Source organism: Pseudomonas kulmbachensis (assembly GCF_963681935.1).
Lineage (GTDB): Bacteria > Pseudomonadota > Gammaproteobacteria > Pseudomonadales > Pseudomonadaceae > Aquipseudomonas > Aquipseudomonas kulmbachensis.
In genome coordinates, this window is record NZ_OY817088.1 from 2,653,423 (window position 1) to 2,678,590 (window position 25,168).

General features: G+C 58.3%; 21 protein-coding genes. 8 read left to right on the forward strand and 13 right to left on the reverse strand.

The window, feature by feature from the left end:
* Window positions 1-14: 14 nt before the first annotated feature.
* Both U5A05_RS12010 and U5A05_RS12015 read right to left on the reverse strand, forming a co-directional pair.
* A complete protein-coding gene (locus U5A05_RS12010; RefSeq protein WP_321836482.1) occupies window positions 15-3,116 on the reverse strand; it encodes an efflux RND transporter permease subunit in 3,102 nt (1,033 codons plus the stop codon).
* Between the two features lie 2 nt (window positions 3,117-3,118).
* Window positions 3,119-4,273, reverse strand: coding sequence for an efflux RND transporter periplasmic adaptor subunit (locus U5A05_RS12015; RefSeq protein ID WP_321832999.1), 1,155 nt, complete (start codon window positions 4,271-4,273; stop codon window positions 3,119-3,121).
* 169 nt (window positions 4,274-4,442) lie between these two features.
* Between U5A05_RS12015 and U5A05_RS12020 the strand changes: the two genes are divergently transcribed.
* Window positions 4,443-5,144 (forward strand): response regulator, encoded by a 702-nt coding sequence (locus U5A05_RS12020; protein WP_261742281.1) that lies wholly within the window; start codon window positions 4,443-4,445, stop codon window positions 5,142-5,144.
* 4 nt (window positions 5,145-5,148) lie between these two features.
* On the forward strand, window positions 5,149-6,444 hold the full coding sequence (locus U5A05_RS12025) for an ATP-binding protein (RefSeq protein ID WP_261742282.1): 1,296 nt from the start codon (window positions 5,149-5,151) through the stop codon (window positions 6,442-6,444).
* A 16-nt stretch (window positions 6,445-6,460) separates the two neighbouring features.
* Here U5A05_RS12025 and rarD (U5A05_RS12030) read toward each other — a convergent pair whose 3' ends face one another.
* The 3 genes from rarD (U5A05_RS12030) to U5A05_RS12040 all read right to left on the reverse strand — a co-directional run bounded on the left by rarD (U5A05_RS12030) (window position 6,461) and on the right by U5A05_RS12040 (window position 10,042).
* Window positions 6,461-7,342 carry an EamA family transporter RarD gene (gene rarD, locus U5A05_RS12030; protein WP_261742283.1) on the reverse strand — a complete coding sequence of 294 codons (882 nt, stop codon included), beginning with the start codon at window positions 7,340-7,342 and terminating at the stop codon, window positions 6,461-6,463.
* A 259-nt stretch (window positions 7,343-7,601) separates the two neighbouring features.
* Complete coding sequence (gene rarD / locus U5A05_RS12035) at window positions 7,602-8,486, reverse strand: EamA family transporter RarD (RefSeq protein ID WP_261742284.1); 885 nt, start codon at window positions 8,484-8,486, stop codon at window positions 7,602-7,604.
* Between the two features lie 242 nt (window positions 8,487-8,728).
* Window positions 8,729-10,042 carry an MFS transporter gene (locus U5A05_RS12040; RefSeq protein ID WP_261742285.1) on the reverse strand — a complete coding sequence of 438 codons (1,314 nt, stop codon included), beginning with the start codon at window positions 10,040-10,042 and terminating at the stop codon, window positions 8,729-8,731.
* Between the two features lie 158 nt (window positions 10,043-10,200).
* Between U5A05_RS12040 and U5A05_RS12045 the strand changes: the two genes are divergently transcribed.
* The 3 genes from U5A05_RS12045 (at window position 10,201) to pssA (ending at window position 14,101) form a co-directional block, all read left to right on the forward strand.
* The gene (locus U5A05_RS12045) at window positions 10,201-11,298 is read left to right on the forward strand and encodes a sugar diacid recognition domain-containing protein (protein ID WP_321833009.1); all 1,098 of its coding nucleotides are present in this window, start codon (window positions 10,201-10,203) and stop codon (window positions 11,296-11,298) included.
* Between the two features lie 130 nt (window positions 11,299-11,428).
* Window positions 11,429-12,556 carry a glycerate kinase gene (locus tag U5A05_RS12050; protein WP_321833011.1) on the forward strand — a complete coding sequence of 376 codons (1,128 nt, stop codon included), beginning with the start codon at window positions 11,429-11,431 and terminating at the stop codon, window positions 12,554-12,556.
* Window positions 12,557-12,757: 201 nt separating this feature from the next.
* Window positions 12,758-14,101, forward strand: a complete 1,344-nt coding sequence (gene pssA, locus U5A05_RS12055) for a CDP-diacylglycerol--serine O-phosphatidyltransferase (RefSeq protein ID WP_261742288.1) — start codon at window positions 12,758-12,760, stop codon at window positions 14,099-14,101.
* 40 nt (window positions 14,102-14,141) lie between these two features.
* Here pssA and U5A05_RS12060 read toward each other — a convergent pair whose 3' ends face one another.
* Window positions 14,142-15,668 (reverse strand): ArnT family glycosyltransferase, encoded by a 1,527-nt coding sequence (locus U5A05_RS12060; protein WP_321833015.1) that lies wholly within the window; start codon window positions 15,666-15,668, stop codon window positions 14,142-14,144.
* The gene (arnT, locus tag U5A05_RS12065; protein WP_321833016.1) at window positions 15,669-17,357 is read right to left on the reverse strand and encodes a lipid IV(A) 4-amino-4-deoxy-L-arabinosyltransferase; all 1,689 of its coding nucleotides are present in this window, start codon (window positions 17,355-17,357) and stop codon (window positions 15,669-15,671) included.
* 432 nt (window positions 17,358-17,789) lie between these two features.
* Here arnT and U5A05_RS12070 point away from each other — a divergent pair, with 432 nt between their 5' ends.
* A complete protein-coding gene (locus U5A05_RS12070) occupies window positions 17,790-18,395 on the forward strand; it encodes an SCO family protein (RefSeq protein WP_261742291.1) in 606 nt (201 codons plus the stop codon).
* A 29-nt stretch (window positions 18,396-18,424) separates the two neighbouring features.
* Window positions 18,425-18,886, forward strand: coding sequence for a copper chaperone PCu(A)C (locus U5A05_RS12075; protein WP_261742292.1), 462 nt, complete (start codon window positions 18,425-18,427; stop codon window positions 18,884-18,886).
* Window positions 18,887-18,948: 62 nt separating this feature from the next.
* Here the strand turns inward: U5A05_RS12075 and U5A05_RS12080 are convergent, their stop codons facing one another.
* From U5A05_RS12080 to U5A05_RS12100, 5 genes are all read right to left on the reverse strand, one after another.
* A complete protein-coding gene (locus U5A05_RS12080) occupies window positions 18,949-20,292 on the reverse strand; it encodes an OprD family porin (RefSeq protein ID WP_261742293.1) in 1,344 nt (447 codons plus the stop codon).
* The gene (locus U5A05_RS12085; protein WP_261742294.1) at window positions 20,289-20,429 is read right to left on the reverse strand and encodes a hypothetical protein; all 141 of its coding nucleotides are present in this window, start codon (window positions 20,427-20,429) and stop codon (window positions 20,289-20,291) included. The genes U5A05_RS12080 and U5A05_RS12085 overlap by 4 nt, the downstream gene beginning before the upstream one ends.
* 119 nt (window positions 20,430-20,548) lie before the next feature.
* Window positions 20,549-21,706 carry an acetyltransferase domain-containing protein gene (locus tag U5A05_RS12090; protein ID WP_261742295.1) on the reverse strand — a complete coding sequence of 386 codons (1,158 nt, stop codon included), beginning with the start codon at window positions 21,704-21,706 and terminating at the stop codon, window positions 20,549-20,551.
* Window positions 21,707-21,856: 150 nt separating this feature from the next.
* A complete protein-coding gene (locus U5A05_RS12095) occupies window positions 21,857-23,155 on the reverse strand; it encodes an MFS transporter (RefSeq protein WP_321833020.1) in 1,299 nt (432 codons plus the stop codon).
* Between the two features lie 37 nt (window positions 23,156-23,192).
* Window positions 23,193-23,966 carry an SDR family NAD(P)-dependent oxidoreductase gene (locus U5A05_RS12100; protein WP_261742297.1) on the reverse strand — a complete coding sequence of 258 codons (774 nt, stop codon included), beginning with the start codon at window positions 23,964-23,966 and terminating at the stop codon, window positions 23,193-23,195.
* A gap of 182 nt (window positions 23,967-24,148) precedes the next feature.
* On the opposite strand from U5A05_RS12100, the gene U5A05_RS12105 reads away from it, so the two are divergent.
* Window positions 24,149-24,484: an RcnB family protein gene (locus U5A05_RS12105; protein WP_261742298.1), complete on the forward strand. Its 336-nt coding sequence runs from the start codon at window positions 24,149-24,151 to the stop codon at window positions 24,482-24,484.
* A gap of 148 nt (window positions 24,485-24,632) precedes the next feature.
* On the opposite strand, the gene U5A05_RS12110 is transcribed toward U5A05_RS12105, so the two are convergent.
* The gene (locus tag U5A05_RS12110) at window positions 24,633-25,136 is read right to left on the reverse strand and encodes a PaaI family thioesterase (protein WP_261742299.1); all 504 of its coding nucleotides are present in this window, start codon (window positions 25,134-25,136) and stop codon (window positions 24,633-24,635) included.
* Between the last annotated feature and the right edge of the window lie 32 nt (window positions 25,137-25,168).

The following is a 25,168-nucleotide window of genomic DNA, read 5'->3' on the forward strand; positions in this document are numbered from 1 at the left end:
CGCACCGCAGCGTCTTAACCCTGACGTGGTTTGCTTCTTGCGAGTTTCATCACCACCACGAAGAACACCGGCACAAATACCACGGCCAGGGTTGCGACGATCATGCCGCCAATAACCCCGGTGCCAATGGCTTGCTGACTGGCCGAACTGGCGCCCGTGGCAATGGCTAACGGCACCACGCCGAGGATAAATGCCAGGGAGGTCATCACGATCGGACGTAGCCGCAGGCGGGCAGCTTGCACGGTGGCGTCAATCAGATCATGACCTTCGTCGTAGAGAGTCTTGGCAAATTCGATGATCAAAATGGCGTTTTTGGCCGATAAACCAATGATAGTGATCAGCCCCACCTTGAAGAACACGTCATTGGGCATCCCGCGCAACGTCACGGCCAGTACTGCGCCGAGCACTCCCAGCGGCACAACGAGCAACACCGCAGTCGGGATCGACCAGCTTTCGTACAGCGCCGCAAGGCACAGGAACACGATCAGCAGTGACAGCCCCAGCAGAATCGGTGCTTGAGCCCCGGACACGCGTTCCTGCAACGATAACCCGGTCCATTCCAGGCCCAGACCTGTAGGCAGCTGGCTGATCAGACGCTCCATTTCGGCCATCGCCTCGCCGGTGCTGTGCCCTGGAGCCGCCTCACCGGAAACGCTGATCGCCGGGTAGCCGTTGTAGCGCGTCAACTGCGACGGGCCCTTTATCCAGCGGGCTTCGACGAAGGCCGACAGCGGCACCATCTTGCCGAGGTCGTTGCGCACATTCATTTTCAACAAGTCTTCAACCTGACTGCGCTGATCGCCTTCGGCCTGAACCACTACCCGCTGCATGCGGCCCTGGTTCGGGAAGTCGTTGACATAGGCCGAGCCCACCGCGGTAGACAGCACTGCACCGATGTCAGCGAAGGAAATGCCCAGCGCATTGGCACGTTTGCGATCAACCTCAAGCTGCACTTGCGGGCTTTCTGCCAGTGCCTCTTGACGCACATTGGCCAGCACCGAGCTTTTTGCGGCCAGAGCCAGCAGTTCGCTACGGGCTTGCATCAACGTGTCATAACCGACGCCACCACGGTCTTGCAGGCGCAACTCAAAACCGCTGGAGGTGCCCAGGCCACTGACCGGAGGCGGCAGAATGGCAAAGGCAATCGCGTCCTTGAGTTCGCTGAAAGCACCGTTCGCCCGGTCAGCGATAGCCGATGCGGAGTCCTCGGCGCCACGCTGCGACCAGTCCTTGAGGGTGGTAAAGGCCAGCGCTGCGTTTTGTCCGCTCCCCGAAAAGCTGAAGCCCAGAATCATCGTGGTATTACCCACGCCCGGCTCGCTGGCGTTGTGTGCCTCGATCTGCTCGACCACACTGATCGTGCGGTTCTGGCTGGCGCCCGGCGGCAGTTGTATGTCGGTGATGGTGTAACCCTGATCCTCGACCGGCAAAAAGGAGGAGGGCAGACGGGCAAAACACACCACCAGAATCACCAGCAAGCCACCGTACACCAGCAGATAACGCCCGCTGCGCTTGATCAGGTGTACTACCCAGTTCTCATAACCTGCTGACAGGCGTTCGAACTTGCGGTTGAACCAGCCAAAGAAACCGCCCTTGGCATGATGTTCACCCTTGGCAATGGGCTTGAGCAGGGTTGCGCATAGCGCCGGGGTCAGGGACAGGGCCAAAAACGCCGAGAACAGGATCGAAGTCGCCATCGACAGCGAGAACTGCTGGTAAATCACACCCACCGAGCCCGGCATAAACGCCATCGGAATAAACACCGCCACCAGCACCAGGGTGATGCCGATAATCGCGCCGCTGATCTGGGTCATTGCCTTGCGCGTAGCTTCACGGGGCGATAGTCCTTCGCTGACCATGATCCGCTCGACGTTTTCCACCACCACAATGGCATCGTCCACCAAAATGCCGATCGCCAGCACCATGCCGAACATGGTCAGCACGTTGATCGAAAACCCCAACATCAGCATGGTGGCGAACGTGCCCATCAGCGCCACCGGCACCACCAGGGTAGGGATCAAGGTGTAGCGGATGTTCTGCAAGAACAGGTACATCACCAGAAACACCAGCACCATGGCCTCGACCAGGGTGTAGATGACCTTGGTGATCGAGACTTTGACAAACGGCGTGGTGTCATACGGGATGGTGTACTCGACACCGGCCGGGAAATAGCGGCTCAGCTCGTCCATCTTGGCGCGGATCAGGTTGCCGGTATTCAGAGCGTTCGCCTCCGGGGCCAGCTTGACGCTGAAAGCGCTAGCGGACTTGCCGTTCAGACGGGTGCCGTACTGGTATTCCTGGCTGCCGATTTCGACCCGCGCGACATCGCCGACCCGCACGGTAGAGCCATCCGGGTTAGCACGCAGAACAATGTCAGCAAATTCTTGCGGGGTAGATAGCTGCCCTTTGACCAGAACCGTGGCAGTGATTTCCTGTGTAGAGCGGCCCGGCAAGTCACCGATGCTGCCTGCTGAAACCTGTGCGTTTTGGCTGGCAATCGCTTGGTTGACATCAGCCGGGGTGAGGTTGAAGCCAATCAGCTTTTGCGGGTCGATCCAGATACGCATCGCTCGTTCGGCGCCATACAACTGGGCCTTGCCGACCCCGTCGATGCGCTTGACTTCGTTCATCACGTTGCGCGCAAGGTAATCGCTGAGGGCGACCTCATCCAGCGTGCTGGTACTGTCGGCGGTCAGGGTCACCAGCATCAAAAAGCCCGAGGAGATTTTTTCGACTTGCAGGCCTTGCTGAATAACCGCCTGTGGCAGGCGCGACTCGACCGCTTTAAGCCGGTTCTGCACATCGACCTGCGCCATTTCCGGGTCGGTGCCGGGTTTGAACGTTGCGGTAATGCTGGCACTGCCCAGGCTGCTTTGGGATTCGAAATACAGCAGGCCGTCCGTGCCGTTGAGCTCTTGCTCAATCAGGCTGACCACACTTTCGTCCAGGGTTTGCGCAGATGCACCGGGGTAAATCGCGTACACCTCAACCTGTGGCGGTGCCACGTCGGGGTATTTGGCTACTGGTAACTGCGGGATGGCCAAGGCCCCCGCCAGCAGAATGAACAACGCGACGACCCAGGCAAAGACCGGGCGGTCGATAAAGAACTGCGGCATGCTCACTGATCCGTGGAGTGTGCGAGAGGAAGTGTCGGGTCATCGATTTGTACTTGCTCGCCGGGGCGTGCGTGCTGCAGACCTTGAGTGACAATACGGTCACCGGCCTTGAGGCCTGAAGTCACGGCCCAGCGATCATTATGTGCGCTGCCCAGTTGCACTGATTGCAACTGCACACGGTTGTCGGCATCAATCAACAACACTTGGGCAACCCCGGCGCTGTCACGCAGGACTGCGCGCTGCGGCACGCTGATGCCTTCCTTGTTGACTGCCTGCTCCAGACGCACACGCACAAAGCTGCCAGGCAGCAAATCGTAGTCAGGGTTGGGGAACTCGCTGCGCAGAATAATCTGCCCAGTGCTCGGGTCCACGGTCACATCGGTAAACAGCAGCTTGCCCGGCAGCGGGTACAGGCTGCCATTGTCGCGAATCAAGGTGGCCTTGGCTTGCTGCTTGCCAACCTGCTGCAACTCCCCGGCACGGAAAGCCTCGCGCAGGTTGTCCAGATCGCGGGTGGACTGCGTCAGGTCGACATGGATCGGGTTCAGTTGCTGGATGCGTGCCAGCGGCGTGACTTCGCCCTGACCGACCAGTGCGCCCTCAGTCACCAGTGCACGACCAATGCGACCGGAAATCGGCGCGGTGACGGTGGCGTAGCCCAGGTTCAGTTTGGCGCGCTGAACAGCGGCCTGGTTGGCGGCAACATCGGCGTTGGCCTGCTGTGCAGCCGCGCGCGCATTGTCATGGTCCTGGCGGCTGATGGCGTTGATTTCAATCAGCTCGGCGTAGCGCTGGTCTTGCAGTTTTGCCTGCAAGGCAACTGCCTCGGATTTGCGCAGTGCTGCCTGGGCGCTGTCCAGGTCCGCCTTGAACGGTGCCGGGTCAATCAAAAACAGTACATCGCCCTGTTTGACCTCCGAACCTTCGGTGAATGCGCGCTTGAGCACGACACCGGCAACCCGGGCGCTGACTTGCGCCACGCGCGGGGCTACAACCCGGCCGCTCAGCTCGTTGCTGACGGACAGGGGCGCAGTGGCGATGACTTCTGTACGAACCTTGGCCAAAGCAGGTTTGGTTTCAGCGACCGGGGTTTTATCACAGGCACTGATGGCCAGGGCCAGCGCCGTTAGGAATAGCGGGGCGAAGAGCTTTTTCAACGATCGTGCCTTCTTAAATAAGCGGGTTGTTTCTGTAGGCATGCTAAGCGCAGCACGCAAGAGGCGTTGTGAAGCTATGTAGAGGGTGTGTGAAAAAGTGTGAAGGTTGTGCTCCTATCCCTGTGAGGTTGTATATCCTTTGGGTTTTCCCCGGTTGTAAGCACATATTATGCCCACTATTTTGCTGGTCGAAGACGATGCCGCTCTTTCGGAGCTGATTGCCAGCTATCTGGAACGCAATGGCTATCAGGTCAGTGTGATTGCCCGTGGCGATCAAGTCTGTGACAGAGCAAGAAGTAACCCTCCGGATCTGGTCATTCTTGATCTGATGTTGCCAGGGCTCGATGGCCTGCAAGTCTGCCGTTTGTTGCGCGCCGAGTCTGCAAGCCTGCCGATCCTGATGTTGACAGCCCGCGACGATAGTCATGATCAGGTGCTGGGGCTAGAGATGGGGGCTGACGATTATGTGACAAAACCTTGCGAGCCCCGTGTATTGCTGGCTCGCGTGCGTACTCTTTTGCGCCGCAGTAGCCTGGCCGAGCCACAGTTGGCCAGTGACCGGATCATTATTGGCAACCTGTGCATCGACTTGTCAGAGCGCACGGTTCACTGGCGCGGGCAAGTGATCGAGCTGTCCAGCGGCGAGTACAACCTGCTGGTGGTGCTGGCGCGGCATGCCGGTGAGGTGCTGAGCCGTGATCAGATCCTGCAGCGTTTACGCGGAATTGAGTTCAACGGTACGGACCGTTCTGTCGATGTGGCAATCTCCAAGTTGCGGCGCAAGTTCGATGACTGCGCCGGTGAAGCGCGCAAGATCAAGACTGTGTGGGGCAAGGGTTACCTGTTCAGCCGCTCTGAATGGGAATGCTGAGTCCATGTTCAAAATACTGATACGCCTGTATCTGGTAACGATCGTGTCGTTCGCCATGGCCAGTTATCTGGTGCCTGGGGTAATCGTGTCGCTGTTTCATGAGCGTTTCATGAACTACAACGTCGATATGTCGCGGGGCATGCAGACCCTGCTGGTCAAACAGTTCCATCATCTGCCCCCCGAGCAATGGCCGAGTCTTGCCCAAGAACTCGACACGCAATTCCAGCCGATGAGGGTCAATCTGCTGCCCATTACCGATGCGAAATTCACCGCCGAGGAGCAACGCCAGTTGCAGCAAGGGCAGGGCGTATTGCGTATTGGCGAGTGGGGTTGGCGCACACTGGTGGTTTCACCACTGGACGATCAGGTCGCCATTGAATGGGTCATGCCCCCTGATCCGTTTGATATGAGTGTGTTGTACTGGAGTATCAACGTCTTGATCGGTGCTGCCATGCTTGGCGGTTTGCTGCTGTGGCTGCGCCCGCACTGGCGTGATCTGGAGCGCCTCAAGCTAACGGCGGCGCGCATCGGCCAGGGGCAACTGAGCGAGCGTACGCAGATATCCCAACGTTCGAACATTTATGGCCTGGCCACGGTGTTTGACGCCATGGCGCAGGACGTCGAGCATCTGCTCAATCAGCAGCGCGACTTGTTGAATGCGGTGTCCCATGAATTGCGCACGCCGTTGACACGTCTGGACTTTGGGCTGGCGCTGGTACTGTGCGACGACTTGCCTGAGCCCAGTCGTCAGCGCTTGCAGGTATTGGTGGGGCATATTCGCGAACTGGATGAGCTGGTACTGGAGTTACTGTCGTTCAGTCGCCTGCAAAATCCGGCATTGATGCCAGAACGGGTAGAGGTGTCGCTGGATGAGTTTATCGACAGCATTCTCGGCAGTTTTGATGAGGAGCTGGAGGCGCCCGATATCGTGCTGGATGTATTGCTGCACGGAACTCAAGAGCGCTTTGCCCTTGACCCGCGGTTGACTGCGCGGGCGCTGCAAAACCTGCTGCGCAACGCCATGCGTTACTGCGATCGGCGAATTCAGGTGGGAGTGAATGTTACCGGCCAGGGCTGTGAACTGTGGGTGGATGACGACGGGATTGGCATTCCGGAACAGGAGCGTGAGCGTATTTTTGAACCGTTCTACCGTCTGGATCGCAGCCGGGACCGAGCGACCGGGGGCTTTGGCCTGGGGTTAGCGATCAGTCGGCGCGCCCTGCAGGCGCAGGGCGGTACGCTGAACGTCGAACAGTCACCGTTGGGCGGTGCTCGCTTCAAGCTCTGGTTGCCGGCTTGAAGCGAGGTTTTGCACTTTAGATGGAGCGACGCTGACGGCTCACATGCTTCAAGCCTTCAATAATCAACACCACCACCGCAAGCCAGATCGGGCCGTAGGTCAACCATTGACCCTCTGCCAGGCTGTCACCCAGCAACAGGGCGACAGCGACCAGCAGCACCGGCTCGACATAACTGAGCAAGCCGAACAGGCTAAATGGCAGCAGTCGGCTGGCCAGAATATACGCGAAGCCTGCCGCAGCACTGATGATGCCCATCAGCGGCACCAGGGCATACAGCGCCTGGCGTTGCTCGCCAAGGTCGACATGCGGCCCTGCCAGCACAAACCAAAGTGCGGCAGGCACCATCAACAGCATATCCAGCCATAGCCCGCCGAGGTTATCGATGCCGATCTTCTTGCGCAGCACGAAGTACATCGGGTAACCGACTGCGACTACAAGAGTTGTCCAGGAAAAACCTCCCGTGCGGTACAGCTCATTGGCCACGCCGATGACGGCCAGGGCCGTGGCGATTTTCTGCAAGTGTGACAAGTGTTCGCCGTACACGATGCGTCCGGTAAGGATCATCGTCAGTGGCAGCAGGAAATAACCCAGTGATACATCCAGACCATGCCCGTTAAGCGGCCCCCACATAAACATCCACAACTGCAGGCCGACCAGGAAACTGGTGAGCAGCACGCAAGGAATCAGTAGAGGTTTTGCACGTAAGCGATTGAAAATTATGGGAACCCATTTCCAGTCGCCGGAGAGGCAGATAAACAGAGTCATGAAGGGCAGCGAGATCAGTATTCGCCAGCCGAAGATTTCCTGGCCATCGAGGGGCCAGAGAAGGGAAGTGAACCAGTACAAAACGCCAAACAAGCAGGAAGCCAAAATCGATAGAACAATACCTTTAGACACAACAACCTCAATGGATCTACAGCGTTACTCGTGTGAGTGGGCACATAGCTTGAGGGTGTTGGGGGATGTTGGCAAATGCCTTTTAAACCAATTACTTGGGACTGATTCTTGTTGGGGATGCTCAACTCTAAAAAGCGCAAGCAATTACTGGGCCAAAGTCGTTTTAAACGAGCGTTCGTGTTTTTCAAAAAACTGATTAACGGTAGCGCTATGGGCGCGAGCAAGCCCGCACCCACATGCACAGCTACAACCAGGCCGATTACATCGACCTGCGTTGACGCACCAGATGCTTGAAGCCTTCAAAAATCAGTACCAGCACCGCCAGCCAGATCGGCAGATAGGTCATCCATTGCCCGGCGCTGATGCTTTCGCCCAGCAGCAACGCAACAAGAACCAGCAAAACCGGCTCCACGTAGCTGAGCAAGCCGAACAAGCTGAATGCCAGCATCCTGCTGGCCAGGATGTAGCTGATCAGGGCCAGCGCGCTGATGCCCCCCAGTATCGGAATCAGCGCGTACAGCGCGGGGCGCTGGCTGGCCACTGCAAAGCCTTGCTCACCGCTTTGCACAAACCACCAGGCCACGGGTATCAGCAGCAACATGTCGAGCCACAGGCCGCCGAGGTTGTCGGTACCTGCACGTTTGCGCAGCACGAAGTACAGGGGATAACCGATGGCCACCACCAGCGTGGTCCAGGAGAAGCCGCCCACCCGGTACACCTCATTGGCGACCCCGAGGGTAGCCAGTGCTGCGGCGATTTTTTGCAGATGTGACAGTTGCTCGCCATACACCATGCGGCCGGTGAGGAGCATGGTCAGCGGTAGCAGGAAGTAGCCCAGGGACACGTCAAGACTGTGACCATTGAGCGGTGCCCAGAGAAACAGCCAGAGTTGAACGCCCACCAACGCGCTGGACGCAAACAGCACGGCCCAGAGTCGGGGTTGCTGGCGAAGTCGCGAGACGATTGCCGGAACCAGTCGCCAATCACCGGAAATACACATGAACAGGGTCATGCAGGGCAGGGTCAGGAGCATCCGCCAGCCGAAGATTTCGGCTCCGCTCAAGGGCCAGAGCAGAGATGTGAAGTAATACATGACACCGAACAGGCTCGATGCCAGAACAGACAGAACAATACCTTTGGACACAACAGCCTCGTTGAAACACGCATTTTGATTATTAGAAGTGCGTAGCTTGAGGCCCCGTGAACGATAGGGCAAATTCTCGTAGCAGCTGCCGAAGGAACGAGGCTGCGTTCGGGTGCGAAGCGCCCGTGAATCCTGAATCCGGGATTTGCCTGACACACCGCAGTGTCCGGTTTTACGACGGCTGCGCCGCCGAACGCAGCCTCGTTCCTTCGGCAGCTGCTACGGGGATATGCGTATTAGCGTTATGCGTTACTTATGCCACGGGTCATGCGCAGTGCGAGCAGGCTGCCACCCACAATCACCGCTGCCAGCACATACAAGGCCACGTCAGTGGAGCCGGTGGCGTCTTTGACAAAACCCACCAGGTACGGGCTGAGGAAGCCAGCCATTTGCCCCATGGAGTTGATCAGTGCCAGACCGCCTGCTGCCGCACCGGCGCTGAGCATCGCCGTAGGAACTGGCCAGAACATCGGCAAGCCAGTCAGTGCACCCATGGTCGCAATGGTCAGGCCCAGGATCGCAATCGCCGGTTGGGTGGCGAAATTCACCGCTATCACCAGCCCCAGCGCGCCCATCAGCATCGGCACCACCAAATGCCAGCGACGTTCCTTGTGCAAGTCTGCCGAGCGACCCACCAGCAACATGAACACCGCCGCCAGCAGATAAGGAATCGCACTGATCCAGCCGATCACCAAGGTGTCGCTGAAACCCAGGCTCTTGATGATTGACGGCAACCAGAAGTTAATCGCATACACGCCACTCTGGATGCAGAAGTAGATCAGGCCAAAGGCCCAGATGGCCGGGTTTTTGAACACGGCCAATAGCGAATCGGTAGAAGAGGCCGGTTTGCTTGCCGCATCCAGCCGATGATCCGCTTCAAGCACCGCACGCTCATGAGCGCCCAGCCATTTAGCGTTGGCAAAGCTGTCGCTCAGCAGGTAAATCGCCAGTGCGCCCAGCAGCACGGTAGGGATCCCTTGCAGCATGAACATCCACTGCCAGCCTGCAAGGCCGCCCTGGCCTGCAGCGAAGTGGCTAAGAATCCAGCCCGAGAACGGGCCACCAATCAGCCCTGAAACAGGAATGGCGCACATGAACAACGCCATGATCCGGCCACGGCGAAAGGTCGGGAACCACTGCGAGAGATACAACACCACGCCCGGGAAAAAGCCCGCCTCAGCAGCACCGGTCAGCAGGCGCAAGGTATAGAAGCCGGCAGGTGTCGTGACAAACATCAGGCAGGTCGACAGCGTGCCCCAACTGATCATCATCACGGCGATCCAGCGCCGCGGGCCGAACCGGGTCAATGCCAGGTTGCTCGGTACGCCGCACAGCACGTAGCCGATAAAGAAAATCCCGGCACCGAGGCCGTAAACGGTTTCGCTGAACTTGAGTGCGTCGAGCATCTGCAATTTGGCAAAGCCAACGTTTACCCGGTCGAGGTAATTGAACAGATAGCAGATGAAAATGAAGGGGATCAAACGCAGGGTGATGCGCTTGTAGATGGCGTTTTTGTCGTCATCGCTGATCGGCGATGCGTTGGCGCTCTGTGGCATCTTATGTCTCTCTTTATTATGTTTTTTTGCGATCCGGGGGTAACGTTGACCGCTGCTTGAGTCTCGGTCACCGCAACGTCGCTGTCTTTGTGCTATCGCACAGCATTTTGCCGAGTCGCCTGTGCCCGTGAACAAATGTATCCAAGGATAGTCACCCTATGTTTGAACTGGACCATGATTTGGCACAGGACATCGTGGATCGCGCGATGGCCATCTTGCCGTACAACGTAAACGTGATGGACAGCCAGGGCCTGATCCTGGGCAGTGGCGAGCCTGAACGTATCAACACCCGTCACGAAGGAGCGCAGTTGGTACTGGCCAATGGACGGGTGGTGGAAATTGACGCGCAAACCGCCAAATGCCTCAAGGGTGTGCAGCCCGGTATCAATTTGCCGCTGTTGCTCGATCAACGCTTGATCGGGGTGCTGGGGCTTACGGGCGAGCCCGAGTTGCTGCGCACTTACGCCGAACTGGTGCGCATGACCGCCGAAATGTTGGTGGGCCAGCGTTATCAGCAAGCCGAACAGCAATGGCGACGGCAGCGCTGTGATGATCTGGTGGCCCTGTTGCTCAGCGAGGGCGGTGACTCCCCGCGATTGATCGATGAAGCCCAGCAGTTGGGGCTCAAGCCGCAGCTGGCGCGTATTCCGTACCTGTTCGAGCTGGGCAAGGGGCAAAGTGCCGAGGCCTTGAGTGCCTGGCTGCAATCACGTTACCCGGACAGCTGGTGCGTTTGCCCTGCGACGGGTTCGCTGTTGTGGTGCCGACCGGCAACCGCTGTGCTGGACGATGTGCGCCTGCTGGAAAAACTCGACGGCCAGGGCTGGAAGGTCTTGCGCATTGCCGCGGGCGGGCAGGCAGATGCGCTCAAAGGCTTGCGCCGCTGCTATCGCCGGGTCGGTGACTTGTTGGCGTATGGCCGCGATGTACTGCCGCAGACACGTTTGCTGACTCTCAATCGCTACCGCTTACCGGTAATGCTGTGGCGCCATCGCAATGACGATGCGCTGGAGGAGTTGCTCGGACCGTTGCACAAGGTGGTGGCCAAGGACGCCAACGGCCAACTGATTGCTACGCTGCGCAGTTGGTGCGAGCACGATGGCCAGAGCCAGGCCTGCGCCGACGCCCTGGGGATCCATCGCAACAGCCTGCGTTATCGCATGGAGCGCATCGCCGAATTGAGCGGTGTCGATCCGCTAAGCCTCAATGGCATGCTGGCGCTGTATTTGGGCGTTCAGCTTTTACCGCAAAGTTAGTCGCGCACCTAGCTGTGGCCGCTCCTTGTAACAATGAACAACAAACCCTGTGATTGCTTGTGCGCCCGACTGGCGTGTTTGTGCCCGGATACTGGCAGCATGGAAGGCATAAGAACTGGAGATGCGCCCCATGAAAATCGTGATTGCCCCCGACTCGTTCAAAGACAGCCTGAGTGCCGAAAAAGTTGCCGACGCGATCGCCGCAGGCTTGGCTGAGGTATTGCCCCACGCGCACCTGGTCAAATGCCCGATGGCCGACGGCGGTGAAGGCACGGTCGAGGCGATTGTCGCCGCAGGCAATGGCCAGTTACGGCGCAATCAGGTGCAAGGCCCGCTTGGAGAGCCCGTCGAGGCGCATTGGGGCTGGCTGCCGGACAGTCACACAGCAATCATTGAAATGGCTGAAGCCAGCGGTCTGCAACTGGTTGCTCCGGCACAACGTGACGCGTGCATCAGCAGCACTTACGGCACCGGCGAACTGATCAGGGCTGCGCTGGATGCAGGCGCGCGGCGCGTCATCCTGGCTATCGGCGGCAGTGCCACCAATGATGCCGGAGCGGGTGCACTACAGGCATTGGGTCTGGGTTTGTTCGATGACCAGGGCAATAGCCTGGCTCGTGGCGGCCTGGCGTTGGCCGGGGTAGTACGTATCGATCTGACTGGCCTGGATCCGCGCCTGACCGAAGTGCGCTTTGAGATTGCCGCCGACGTTAACAACCCGCTGTGCGGCGAGCATGGCGCCTCGGCAATTTTCGGCCCGCAAAAGGGCGCGTCAGCAGAACAAGTGCGCTTGCTGGATCAGGCCCTGGGGCATTTTGCTGACCATTGCGCGCAGGTCTTGCCCAAGGATGTACGCGACGAGCCCGGTTCGGGTGCTGCCGGGGGCTTGGGCTTTGCCGCCAAGGCGTTTTTCGGCGCGCAGTTTCGCCCAGGGGTGGAAGTGGTCGCCGAGCTGGTAGGGCTGGCCGAAGCGGTAAAGGACGCTGATCTGGTGATTACCGGTGAAGGCCGTTTTGATGCGCAGACACTGCGCGGCAAGACCCCCTTTGGCGTTGCACGTATTGCCCAGGCAAACGGGGTTCCGGTAGTGGTGCTGGCTGGCACCTTGGGCGAAGGTTATCAGGCCCTGTATGAGCACGGGATCAACGCCGCATTTGCGATTGCCAGTGGCCCTATGACCCTGCAGGACGCCTGTGATCGGGCAGGGCAGTTACTGACCGACCGGGCGCGGGATATTGCACGTTTGTTGAGTTTGTAGCAGTTGCAGAGGAACGAAGGCTGCGCTCGGCGACAAAGTCGTCGTAGATCAGACGGCCAAGTGTGTCAGATGTATTGAGAGCCAAGGTTTTACGACGGCTGCTTCGCCGAACGCAGCCGTCGTGCCTCGGCAGTTGCTACAGACTTGAGGCCCAATCGTGTAAGCTTCGCGGTTCTTCGCATTCGACCCTTAGCGAGCCCTATGCCGTCGCTCTTCAAACGCTCTTTGCTGCCCAAGCTGCGCAGCTTTCCGTTGTCCGCCGATGCATTCAGCATCTTGCCCAGCGCTGCGGACTTTCGTCGCTGCCTGCTGGAGCAGATTGCTGGCGCACGCCATCGCATCACGCTGGTGGCCTTGTACCTGCAACAGGACGAGGCGGGGCAGGAAATCCTGGATGCCTTGCATGCCGCTAAAGCCGCACGGCCCGAACTCGAAATCGCAGTGGTTGTCGATTGGCTGCGTGCCCAGCGCGGGCTGATCGGTGCAGGCAAGCAGCCCGGCAATGCGGCCTGGTATCAGGCACAAACCGCGGCTCACGCGAGCCATGTGCCGATTTATGGCGTGCCGGTACAAACCCGTGAGCTGTTCGGCGTGCTGCACCTCAAGGGTTTTATTGTTGATGACTGCGTGATCTACAGCGGTGCCAGTCTGAATAACGTGTACCTGCACAAGCTCGACAAGTATCGCTTTGACCGTTACCACCTGCTGCACAACAAGCAGTTGGCCGACACCATGCAGCGCTTTGTCCAGCAAGACCTGATCGAGGCCAAGGCGGTGCATCGCCTGGACGTGCCAACACTGCCGACGACCCGCAGTTTGCGCAGTGCTATCGGTGATTTGCGCAGCCATCTGAAAAAAGCCAGCTATGACACCAGCGCCGGGACTGTCGGCCACTTTGGCCTATCAGTCAGCCCGTTGCTGGGCGTGGGTAAAAACAACCAACTGAGCCGGGTGATTTGTGAACTGATCGCCAGCAGCCAGCAACAGCTGACTATCTGCACGCCGTACTTCAACCTGCCATTACCGGTGACCCGCGAGATCAATCGGGCCCTGGAGCGTGGAGTGCGGATTGATATCGTGGTCGGCGACAAGACTGCCAACGACTTCTATATCCCGCCGAGCGAACCCTTCCGGATTATCGCAGCGTTGCCGTATCTGTATGAGTTGAGCCTGCGTCGGTTTGCCAAAAACCATCAGCGGATGATCGACAACGGCCTGCTGAACCTGCATTTGTGGCGCGAAGGTGACAACACCTACCACCTCAAAGGCATGTGGGTGGACGACCGCTATACCTTGTTGACCGGCAACAACCTCAACCCACGGGCATTCCGTCTGGATCTGGAAAACGGCCTGTTGATCGATGATCCGCGTCGTGAACTGCTGGAGCCGCGGCGCAAGGAGCTGGACGCGATTTTTGCCCACACCCAGCGCATCGACAACTTCAAGAACCTAGAAACACTGGCGGAGTACCCGCCAGCGGTAGCCAAGTTTTTACGTCGGGTCAGCCGGGTACGGATTGAGCGCTTGTTGTACCGGATTCTCTAAACACCTGTATTTGTGGGAGCGAGCAAGCCCGCTCCCACATTCAGTTGGCTTCAGGGATATACACCACGCTGCCACCCTCACGCCGATGCAACAGCCGGTCGCCGTTGTCCGGCTGGCTGATCACGGTCTGGTGATCCACGCTCAGATAGCCGAGGGGCAGGGGATCACCACTGCGGTATTGGGCGAAGATCAGCGTACGCTGCGGGTTGAAATGCTGGCCGCTGGTTTTATCCAGCCAGGCCATCAGACCGGCACTGTCGCCATTGCGGGGGAAGTCCTGGCTCAGGTCGACAAAGTAGAACGGCTCGTTCTGGTTCTGCACATACATCGGCAATTTGTTGTCGACATCGATCATTACCATGCGCCATTGATCCCAGGGCGCTTGCTCGCTGGCACGTGCTTTCACGTCCTGGCCGAACTGAACAACCCCACCACCACCGTTGGACCACGGGTAAAACACCCCCAGAACCAACAGCACCAGCATAGCGCTTGCGCCAAAACCGATGTTCCAGCGGCGCTGGCTGCTTTTGCCTTGGGCAATGCGGCGTGTGACCCACCAGGCGGCCAATAGTTGGGCGAAGGGCACCAGCGGCAACACGTAATAACTACGCCGACTGCCGCTGGCAGTGAAGAACACAAACAGCAGACCCAGGCCCCACACCAACCAACGGGTATTGGGCTCGATATGCCGCCACTGACGCACGGCAACCCATAGCCCGATCATCCAGAATGGAGCCCAGGGCAAGGTGTAAGCGGGCAGGTAAATCAGGTAGGTGTAAATCGGCCCCATATGGTCAAAGGGGTTGAAAAAACGCACCACGTTTTCACGCAACACCAACCCCAGGCCGCTTTCACCATAAGTAGGTGCGCCATACAGATGCGACAGTACAAAAGGCAGCATGTACACCGCCCCGGCAACGATCAGGGCCAGTAACAGACGCAGGTTCAGGTGCCGCTTCCAGCGTTGCTCGCCGAGCAAATGAGGCAGCAACACCAGCCCTGGCAGGATAAAACCGATCAGTCCCTTGAGCAGCGACGTCAGGGACAGCAGCAGGAAGAACACGCAATAACGGCTAAAGCGTGTGTCCTCCGGGCCGCGCCAGTACCACCATACCGCCGCCAGCAGGCCGAACACGGTGAGAATGTCAGCCGTGGCCACCCGTGCCCAGAATACAAAGTAAAAAGTGGTAGCCAGCATCCAGCCAGCGATCAGCCCGGTGCCTTTGCGAAACAGTTGCTCACCGATCAGGTACACCAGCCACACGCTAAGCCAAGCGGCGATAACTGAAGACAGGCGCAACGACCAGTGCCCCAGGCCACCCATCAGCCCGGCCGTTGCTGTGATCAGCCAATAGGAGGGCAAGGGCTTGTCGTAGTAGGGTGAACCCTTGAGGTACGGGTCCAGATAATCACCGCTTTGCAGCATCTGCAGTGCGATATTGGCCCAGCGGGTTTCCGGCCCCCAGAGTTCCCGCGATCCCAGGCCGAGCAACAAAAGCACGGCAGATACGGCCAATAGCACCAGCAAGGCTTTCTGCTCGGGGTTCCAGCGCTTGATGTCAATCATTTAAGGCTGAACCTTGGGGAAGATGAATATCGACAGATCGCCGCGCTCGTAGCGTTTGCCACCCAACGGCAGCAACTCGACTTCATGGGTTTCCAGTGCCGAATGAACCCGCATGACCACCCCTACGGAACCGCGCAGTTGGGCGTCTTTCATCCAGCGCACGATGTTATCCATATCAACCTGACGCGCAGCTGAATCGGCATAACCAAGGCCGTACTTGAGTTCGCCCACGGTGTTGTAAAGATTCACTTCAGGTCGCCCCAGGCGCCAGGATAGAGCCGATGCCGCGCCCAGATCGTTGCTCAGCAAGGTGCTGGTCTGACTCAGCTCCTGCACATGCTCGGCGATAAATTGATCCGGCATTTTGCTGTTGACGATTTGGCCTGGCATCGCTGCGGGCAACAAGGCCACCAGCAAGCCCATGCCCAGTGCCGGTGCGGCCCACAGCTGCAAGGGGCGCAGGGCTTGCAAGGCATTACTCAACAACCAGCCGAGCAACACAATGTAGCCCAGCGACAGGCTGAATATCTCGGTGTTGTCATAGACCGGGCGGCTGATTTGCAAATAAATCAGCCCCACCAGCCCGGCCACGGCCAGTAGTGTGTTCAATACGCCATTGATGCGGATGGTCCGGCTGCGCGCCTGGGCCAGCCAAGTCACCAGCGCATGGCCCATCAGCAGCGCCAATGGCAGCAGGCACGGCATGATGTAAGTCGGCAATTTGCCTCTGCTCAAACTGAAGATGGCCAGCGGCAGCAGTAGCCACAGCAACAGAAAGCCAATCGCTGGCTGGCGCTTTTGCTTCCAGGCATCAATCAAGGTTGCAGGCAACAAGGCCGCCCACGGCAAACTGGCTGCGAGCAGGATTGGCAGATAGAACCACCAAGGCTGGGTATGTTGTGCATCGGTTGCGCTGAAACGGCGGATATGTTCATTCCAGAAGAAGAACTGCCAGAAGTCAGGCTCCTGATGCTGGATTGCCAGCGCCCACGGTACAGAGATGGCCACGGCAACCAGGATCGCCAGCGGGCCGTAAATCAGGACTTCTTTCAGGCGCCGTTGCCACAGGGCATACGGCACCGCGATCAGCACCGGCAGCAACCAGGCGAGAAAGCCTTTGGTCATAAAGCCCATGCCACAGGCAATGCCGAGCACAGCCCATGAGCTCAGGCCCCCGCGCCGGGTCGTGCTGTCAAAGGCAAACCACACAGCAACCAGGCTCAGGTTGACCCAGAAGGTGAATTGCGGGTCCAGATTGGCGTACCCGGCCTGGCCTGCGACCAGCCCGAAACTCATATAAAGCAGGGTGCTGGCAAAGCGCTTGCGCGGGTCATGCCACAGCCGCCCTGCGATCAGCCAGGCCAGCCACACACTCAGCCCGGTGCTGAGCGCAGAGGCAATGCGCACGCCGAACAGGTTGTCACCGAACACCGCCTGCCCGATGGCAATCATCCAGTAACCGGCGATGGGCTTTTCGAAATAGCGCAAACCCATGAAGTGCGGGGCAACCCAGTTGCCGCTGTGGAGCATTTCCTGACTGATTTGGGCATAGCGGGTTTCATCAGGGATCCACAACCCGTGAGTCATCAGTGGCAACAGATAAAACAGCACAAAAGCCAGTATCAGGCTGGGCAAGGCCCAGCGCTCCAGGCCCCGGGTTCTAAAAGTGTTAGGTACAACGGCAACCATGCTTTCCACCTGCGAGCCCGTTATAGACAGTAGTTATGGGCGGCACGTTAAGCGGGGGCAGGTGGGCGAGAGGTGAAGCCAATGTGAAAAAAACGAATGCCGAAAATTCTCAGGGTGGGCGCAGTCAGCCGATACCGGCAGCAGCGGCTGCCCGTAATCGTCCAAAACTGCCCCTGAGTCGATTTGTCGCAGGCTGGGTGCATCCCCCGGTTTTACTGGCTGCAGGAGACGAAGTGCACCATTGCGGGGCGGGCTAGCCGTGCGACGAACAGGCGACAGTGGTAGATTCTGCGCCCATGCAACACGTCCATCCCACAGCAATCGTGCGCACCGAGCCTGGCCACTCCAGGAATCGAGCAGCGTACACACCTGCCTCGTAGTGCGCAGGGTAAAGGCCTTTATCGTTTCAAAGGCCGCTTAAAGGAACCTTACATGAATGAATTACTGACTCGCCGCCGCGTAGTCACCGGTCTTGGCTTGCTCAGCCTGGGCTTGATCGCAGGTTGCGACAGTGGCAGCGGTTTGTCATACAAGTACGGAAAAGACCTGAGCAATGAAATCCTGGGGCGCAAGTTCAAGCTGCGCGATGCTGATGGCACCGAGATGATGCTGGGCAGTTTTCGCGGGATGATGCCGATGATCTTCTTCGGTTTTACCCAGTGCCCGGCGGTGTGCCCGACCGCGCTGGCGCGCGCCGCACAGGCCAAGAAAATGATGGGCCCTGACGGTGACCGGTTGCAGGTGGTGTTTATCACCCTCGACCCTGAACGCGACAAGCCGGCGATGCTCGATGCTTATGTGAAAGCCTTTGATCCGAGCTTTATTGCCTTGTCCGGCACCCTCGAAGAAACGGCTGCCACGGCTAAAGAGTTCAAGGTGTTTTACGAAAAAATCCCTACCGGTGATTCGTACACCATGTCGCACACCGCCACCAGTTTTGTCTTCGATTCCCGTGGTGTGTTGCGCCTGGGCCTGTCGCCTTCGTTGTCAGCCAAGCAGTGCACCGAAGATCTGCTGACAGTGATGTCCGTCTGTTAATCCACGCCTCCTCAGAAAGAGTCATGCATATGAAGCCTGTAAACTACCTGTTGCTGTCGCTGCTGGGCATGAGCCTGCAAGTTTCGGCACAAACCGTTGTTGACGATGCCTGGGTCCGGGCCACGGTTGCCGGGCAACCTTCGACCGGGGCCTTTATGCACATTACGTCGAGCACCGACAGCAAGTTGGTTGAAGTTCGCTCGCCCGTTGCCAAGACTGTGCAAATCCATGAGTCGAAGATGGCAAACGACGTGATGAGCATGCAGCCGGTGTCATCGGTCGCGTTGCCAGCGGGTAAAAGCGTGGCTATCGAGCCTGAGGGCTATCACGTGATGCTGATTGACCTGGTGGGTCAGGTCAAAGCCGGTGATCAAGTGCCATTGACCCTGATTGTCGAAGACAGCAAAGGGGTAAAGGAGTCGATTGAGGTCAAGGCCCAGGCTCGTGCGTTGAACAGCATGCCGATGCACGACCACGGCGCGATGCACTAAAGGGGGTAGCCGCTGAGGAGCGAAGCCTCGCTGTGCTCCTCAGCGGCTACGGGTATAGCTGGTCAGAACCGCCCCGTCAGCGGGTACTCGACCGCCAGACGGATCTGGTCGGTATCCAGTTCGGCCTGCGCAACATTGCCGCGATGCACATTATGTTGCAATGACAGGATGGTGCCCTTGGCCGCACCGCTCTGGATCACATAACGCGCTTCCAAATCCCGCTCCCAATGTTTCCCGCCTTTGCCATAGCCCAAGTAGGCATAGCCGCCACGCGGGTCGACATGACTGCCGTCGATCTGGCTGCCCCGCACATATGCAGCGCTGAACACCAGACCGGGCATGCCCCAGGGCGTCATCGCAAGGTCGTAGCGTGCCTGCCAGGATTGTTCGTTGGGGGCGTTGAAATCAGACATTTGCACCGAGTTGCTGAGGAAGATTGCGCCACGGGTCACGTAATCGAACGGCGTGTCGCCATGTACCTTCTGATACCCCAGGCTGAAGCTGTGCGGCCCCAGGGCGTAAGTGCTCAGCAGGCTCCAGGTGGTGTTGTCGATATTGCCCGACAACGCCTTGCCTTCATCGGTAGTGCGGTACAGGTTGAAGTTGAACGCCAGCGAACTGTTTTCATCAATTGCCTGGCTAAAGATCGCGCCTAAATACTGCTGGTTCCAGGTGTCCTGATAGCGGGAACTGTAGAGGCTGGCGCTAAGGTTCTTGCTTGGGGTGTAAACCAGCCCGGCGAGGTCGAAGGCATCACCTTTGGGGCCATTCGAGTAATTCACCACAAAGCCCTGGTTGTGGCTGCTGGCATTGCGGTCGGTGCTCTCGGTGAAATGCCCACCGACCATTTTCAGGGCGTTGAACTCGTTGCTGGCCAGAAACACCCCGGTGGCGGTTTCCGGTAGCAGGCGACTGTCGGATGAACTGAACACCGGCGTCTTGACCCGCTGCTCACCATAAGAGACCACGGTATTGGACATGCGCAATTTTACCGCTGCGCCGCCGCGGCTGTAGTTGTCCTTGGGATAGCCGTCGTTATCCAGCGCGAGAAGGCGCGCCTTGCCTGCGCGGCCGCCGCCGCTATCCAGTTTTAGCCCCAAATAGGCGTGGGCATCCACCCCGACGCCGATCAGTCCTTGGGTGAAGCCGGACTGCAAGGTGCCCATCAAGCCGTAGGCCCATTCTTCGGCATAGCCACTACGCTCGGATCGCGGCTTGTAGGCATTGCGTGCACTGCTGTTGCTGGCGCCGTGGCGATATTCACGATTGTCGTAGACCGTGCGATTGAGCACGTTCCAGGTGCTGTCTTCGATAAACCCCCTGGATTGCTCCTGGGCTGACTCGGCAACAGCCAGCGGGCTGGCGAGGGCGATCAGGATCGCGGAGCGCGATCGCACGCGACTCACGGGTTGACCTGTTGTTGAGGCATCAACCTGCCGGCGGTGGCGCTGCGGGTGAGCATTTTTACTTCGAAGGTCTGCGCCAGTGCCGATGAGCAGAGCAGGGCGGTGGACAATAACGGGGTAATGGAAGAAATACGCATACCTGGCTTTCCATACAAGGGCTCAAAAGGGCCGCATTCGTAGAATCCGCGCGCCAGCAGAATGGTCAGTTGCTGCTGGGAGAGTCGATCTTGTTTGTCAAATGGACATGGCGTCGGGTTCAGAAGTACTTGAGCCAGGCGATATCCCTGCGACGGGCTTTCAAGGCCGCGAACCAGCGCACCGGCAAAAACAGCGCTGCCGAGAGTAAAACCGCCGTCAACCACACCGCACCCATGCTGTCGAAGCCGAAGTAATCGCCGTGATTAAGGCCAAACAAAGCAACGCTCGCCAGATACAGCACTTTGAGCACGTACAAGTGCAGCAGGTAGAAGAACATCGGCGCGGCGCCAAACACCGCCAGGGTGGCAATCCATTTGCGTTGTTGCGCGCGCTCAAACCCCCACAACAGCAATAGGCCTACCCCCAGAGTCAAGGCGAGAAACAGCAGCGAGGGCGGGTATTTGGTGATGTTGAAAAAACTCATCAGGCTCTGGGTGACGTTGTCATGAGCCACCCAGGGTGCCTCACCGTAGCCATTGAGCAAACGCAGCACGACAAAACCGAGCAGGGCCCCCACGCCTGCCAACAACAGATACCGCTGACGCACGCCAGCCGGGGCGGAGCGGGCAAACCACGGCCCCATGCAATAGCCCAGCGCAATGACGCCGATCCACGGCAGCACCGGGTAAGAGGTGCGTAGACGCAGGTTGTCCGAGAACTCGAGCCAGCCGCGATCATGCAAAATGGCCCAGGGCACATGCATCACCGAGCCTGCCGGGAAGTGCAGGTTATCGAGCAGATTATGCCCGCCTACAATTACCAGGCCGAGCACCAGCAGTACTGGACGGGGCAGCCAGACCAGCGCGGCGAGGGCAATCATGCTCACGCCAATGGCCCAGATCACCTGCATGTAAATCACCGAGGGCGGTAACTGGAAGGTCCAGGCGAAGTTGACCAGCGTAAATTCCAACACCACCAAAAACAGCCCGCGCTTGAACAGAAACGCCGAAACATCGCGCTTGCCCTGGTATTTTTCGCCATACAGATACGCCGACAAACCGGTGAGCAAGACAAATACCGGCGCACACAAGTGGGCAAGGGTGCGACTAAAAAACAGGGTTGGGTCAGTGATGTCGACGTTCATGGGATCGGACACCTGGCGGTGCAGGAAGAACGTCTCGCGCACGTGGTCCAGCAACATAAAGAGAATCACAAGGCCCCGTAGGGCATCGATGGACAGCAGGCGCTGACTTGGGGAAGGAGTAGCGGTCGTCATTGAGGGATCACAGCAGATAAGCGTTATAGGGTGTGGTTACTTTATAACATATCCAATTGAGCTGTCATCCCCTCTGAGAAATATTCGCAATTGCGCGGGTGGTGCGCATTGCCTGCAGCCGCTGACGCAGGCAGCGGCTGCACTTGCGTTTTAACGCCGTACTTTCACCCAGCCCATTAGCAGCGCCGAGGACAACACGCCCGCAGTCATGAAGATATAAGCCGCTCCGGGATTGCCAGTCAGGCCGATCAGATAACCCACGATCCACGAGCCGACAAAAGCCCCAAGTGCTCCACAGGCATTGATCAGGCCAATTGCACCTCCGAAAACGTTGGCCGGGATAATCTCTGGAATCAACGCGAAGAACGGGCCATACGGTGCGTAAAGCGCAGCACCGGCAATCGTCAGCAGCGCAAACGACAGCCAGAAGTGCGATGACCCAAGCAGGTACGAACAAAAGAAGGCCAGCGCGCCCAGTGCCAGCAGCGGCCAGACAAAGTGTTTGCGTTGCTGGGTTTTGTCCGATGCCCAAGAGACCGCAAGCATCGCCGCAACAGCAGCGACATAAGGCACAGCGCTTAACCAGCCGACGGTGACAATATCTGCCGATGCCGCCTGTTTGATAATGCTGGGCAACCACATGATGAAGCCATACACGCCGATGCTCCACAGCGCGTGCACACAGCACAGTTGGATCACGATAGGGCTGGTGAATGCCTGACGGTAATTGCGAACTTGCTTCATTCCTTTCTGTTCGTCCGCGAGGGTCGCGGCCAATTGGGCTTTTTCCTGGTGGGTCAACCAGTCGACCTGCTCGGGCTTGTCCCGCGCCAGGCGCCACCAGACAAAGGCCCACAGCACCGCTGGCGCGCCTTCAATCACAAACATCTCGCGCCAGCCCCAGGCCTGGATCAGATAACCGGATACCACCGACATCCACAGCACGGTGACCGGGTTACCCAGTACCAGAAAGGTATTGGCCCGCGAACGCTCTTTGCGGGTGAACCAGTTGCTGATGAAAATCAGCATCGCTGGCATCACTGCCGCTTCGACGATGCCCAGCGAGACCCGAATAAACATCAGCATCGGGATATTGGTCACCAGCCCCGTGGCCATGGCGCAAAAGCCCCACAGGATCAGGCTCCAGAACACCAGTTTGCGCACGCTGTATTTCTGCGCGTAGATCGCGCCCGGCACCTGAAAGAAAAAGTAACCGAGGAAAAACAGAGCGCCGATCAGCGAGGACATGCCCTTGGTGATGCCAAGGTCCTGCTCGATTCCCGCGGCACTGGCAAAGCCATAGTTGGCCCGGTCCAGATACGCGAGGCTGTAGGTAATGAAAATCAGCGGGATCAAATACAGCCAGCGTTTGGACGCAAAGCCTTTGCCCGTTGCTTGCGCATTGCCGATATCGTTTGCCGGCAGGGCTTGTTCGTTCAAGTTGCTCATTGGGTGTTCCTTGTTATTGTTTTTTTGCCGGTACGGGTCAAACAACGCTGGTCAATCCTCCGTCTACAAACAGCGTCTGCCCATTGATAAAGTCAGAGGCGGGGGAGGCGAGAAACACCGCCGCGCCGCACAACTCCTCAACCCGTCCCCAGCGCCCGGCCGGAGTGCGTTTGCACAGCCACTCGGAGAACTCCTGGTTGTCGACCAGCGCGCGGTTCATCTCGGTTGCAAAATAGCCTGGCGCCAGGCCATTGGCTTGAATGCCATGGCGTGCCCATTCGGCGCACATGCCCTTGGTGAGCATTTTGACCGCGCCCTTTGAGGCTGCGTAAGGGGCGATGGTCGGGCGCGCCAGTTGGCTTTGCACCGAGCAGATATTGATGATTTTGCCGCGCCCGCGGGCAATCATGTGCCGCGCAACCGCCTGGGAAACATGGAACACACCGTCCAGGTTGGTCCGCATTACGTCGTGCCAATCGCTGGCGGAAAAATCCTCCAGCGGTGCGCGACGTTGAATACCCGCATTGTTGACCAAAATATCGATGGCGCCGATATCGGTCTCAAAGCTGTTGACGGCTGCAAGCAACTGCTCACGGTCGGTGACATCAAACGCCAAGAACTCGGCCTTCAAACCCTCATCGCGCAACTGACCTGCAACCGCACGGGATTTTTCGATATTGCGAGTGTTGATCACCACGATTGCGCCGGCAGCGCCCAGTCCGCGTGCCAGTTCCAGCCCAATGCCTTGCCCTGATCCGGTGATCAGGGCGCGACGACCCTCAAGCTGGAAGCTGCTGATATTGAATGACATGCTGTTCTCCACAAACGGCCGCTTATTATTTTGACCGGCCCTGTGGTTACTTCACCGCAGCCTAAAGGTGGAGTCCAATCGTCATTGATGATCTCGTAATCAATATTTTTGATCAGTGCGTCGGAACGTTACGAGTCCCTGACTTGTCCATCAAGTCTGTACTCCTATTCGCTGAGGTAAATATGCGCAGCTTGATTTCTGCATCGATAATGGCTGGTTTTTTGTGTGTCATTCCTTACGCAGCGCAGGCTGACGACGATAAGCCCGGTGACTGCAAGCCTGGGCAGATACTGGCCGAGTCCATGGACCTGAGCAGTTGCTATGGCCATGGCGACAAGGCACCGGATCAATACTCTCGGGATGACGTGGCGATCAAGGACTGGAAAGCCAAAGGGCTACCGAAGCCCGATGAACATGAGCAATGGGTACTGATCAGCGGGCACTATGTTTTGGTCAACCGGGTGAATGCAGTGATCAAGGAGATCCGCACCAAAAACGCCAAGCTGCTGGGTCAATAACAATATGCCCGGCTCCCGCAACCTTTGCGGGAGTTGTGGCTTGGCTGACAGACCGCGTGCTGGCATCGCAGGCAAGCCAGCTTCCACAGGCTTTGTGTCACTCACAGGACCACTGTGGCAGCGAGCCTGCTCGCGAGGGTATCGACCTTCAAACAGCTTCGCGCCCATGGGCGGCGGTCGCCAGTTGCTCGGTATCGACGCGAACAAAAATGGAATCGCCGACAGCCGTCAGCACATCCCCCGCATACACCTCACAGATGATCCGAGTTTTGCGCCCCACATCGCCTTCCACTTTCGCCCGTAGAGTCAGTGGCACGCCCATTGGCGTCGGCTTGATGAACTTGATCCCCAGGTTTCCCGTCACGCAATTGATCCGCGGATGGCTGTCTGCTTCGCGGTTTTCCATGCGGTAGTGGTAAGCCATCGCCGTCCAGTTCGAATGGCAATCAACCAGCATCGCGACCATGCCGCCGTAGACCAGCTCCGGCCAGCCGCAATACTTGGGGTCCGGCAAGTGTTCGGCGATGACATGCACGCCGTCCTCATGCCAGAAACTCTTGATATGCAGGCCGTGGGGGTTGTTGCTGCCGCAGCCGTAGCAAACGCCATCAGGGGCGGCAGTGTCTTGCAAAGAAGGGGCAAGCCGAGACATACCTTGATCATCCTTGGAAATGTATTCAGACC

Coding starts and splice junctions, on each gene's coding strand:
- U5A05_RS12050 (WP_321833011.1), top strand. CDS start 11,429: ATGAAAATCGTGATTGCCCCCGACTCGTTCAAAGACAGCCTGAGTGCC.
- U5A05_RS12075 (WP_261742292.1), top strand. CDS start 18,425: ATGAAGCCTGTAAACTACCTGTTGCTGTCGCTGCTGGGCATGAGCCTG.
- U5A05_RS12040 (WP_261742285.1), bottom strand. CDS start 10,042: ATGCCACAGAGCGCCAACGCATCGCCGATCAGCGATGACGACAAAAAC.
- arnT (WP_321833016.1), bottom strand. CDS start 17,357: ATGGTTGCCGTTGTACCTAACACTTTTAGAACCCGGGGCCTGGAGCGC.
- U5A05_RS12010 (WP_321836482.1), bottom strand. CDS start 3,116: ATGCCGCAGTTCTTTATCGACCGCCCGGTCTTTGCCTGGGTCGTCGCG.
- U5A05_RS12070 (WP_261742291.1), top strand. CDS start 17,790: ATGAATGAATTACTGACTCGCCGCCGCGTAGTCACCGGTCTTGGCTTG.
- U5A05_RS12105 (WP_261742298.1), top strand. CDS start 24,149: ATGCGCAGCTTGATTTCTGCATCGATAATGGCTGGTTTTTTGTGTGTC.
- U5A05_RS12020 (WP_261742281.1), top strand. CDS start 4,443: ATGCCCACTATTTTGCTGGTCGAAGACGATGCCGCTCTTTCGGAGCTG.
- U5A05_RS12110 (WP_261742299.1), bottom strand. CDS start 25,136: ATGTCTCGGCTTGCCCCTTCTTTGCAAGACACTGCCGCCCCTGATGGC.
- pssA (WP_261742288.1), top strand. CDS start 12,758: ATGCCGTCGCTCTTCAAACGCTCTTTGCTGCCCAAGCTGCGCAGCTTT.
- U5A05_RS12045 (WP_321833009.1), top strand. CDS start 10,201: ATGTTTGAACTGGACCATGATTTGGCACAGGACATCGTGGATCGCGCG.
- U5A05_RS12060 (WP_321833015.1), bottom strand. CDS start 15,668: ATGATTGACATCAAGCGCTGGAACCCCGAGCAGAAAGCCTTGCTGGTG.
- U5A05_RS12095 (WP_321833020.1), bottom strand. CDS start 23,155: ATGAGCAACTTGAACGAACAAGCCCTGCCGGCAAACGATATCGGCAAT.
- U5A05_RS12100 (WP_261742297.1), bottom strand. CDS start 23,966: ATGTCATTCAATATCAGCAGCTTCCAGCTTGAGGGTCGTCGCGCCCTG.
- U5A05_RS12025 (WP_261742282.1), top strand. CDS start 5,149: ATGTTCAAAATACTGATACGCCTGTATCTGGTAACGATCGTGTCGTTC.
- U5A05_RS12085 (WP_261742294.1), bottom strand. CDS start 20,429: ATGCGTATTTCTTCCATTACCCCGTTATTGTCCACCGCCCTGCTCTGC.
- U5A05_RS12090 (WP_261742295.1), bottom strand. CDS start 21,706: ATGACGACCGCTACTCCTTCCCCAAGTCAGCGCCTGCTGTCCATCGAT.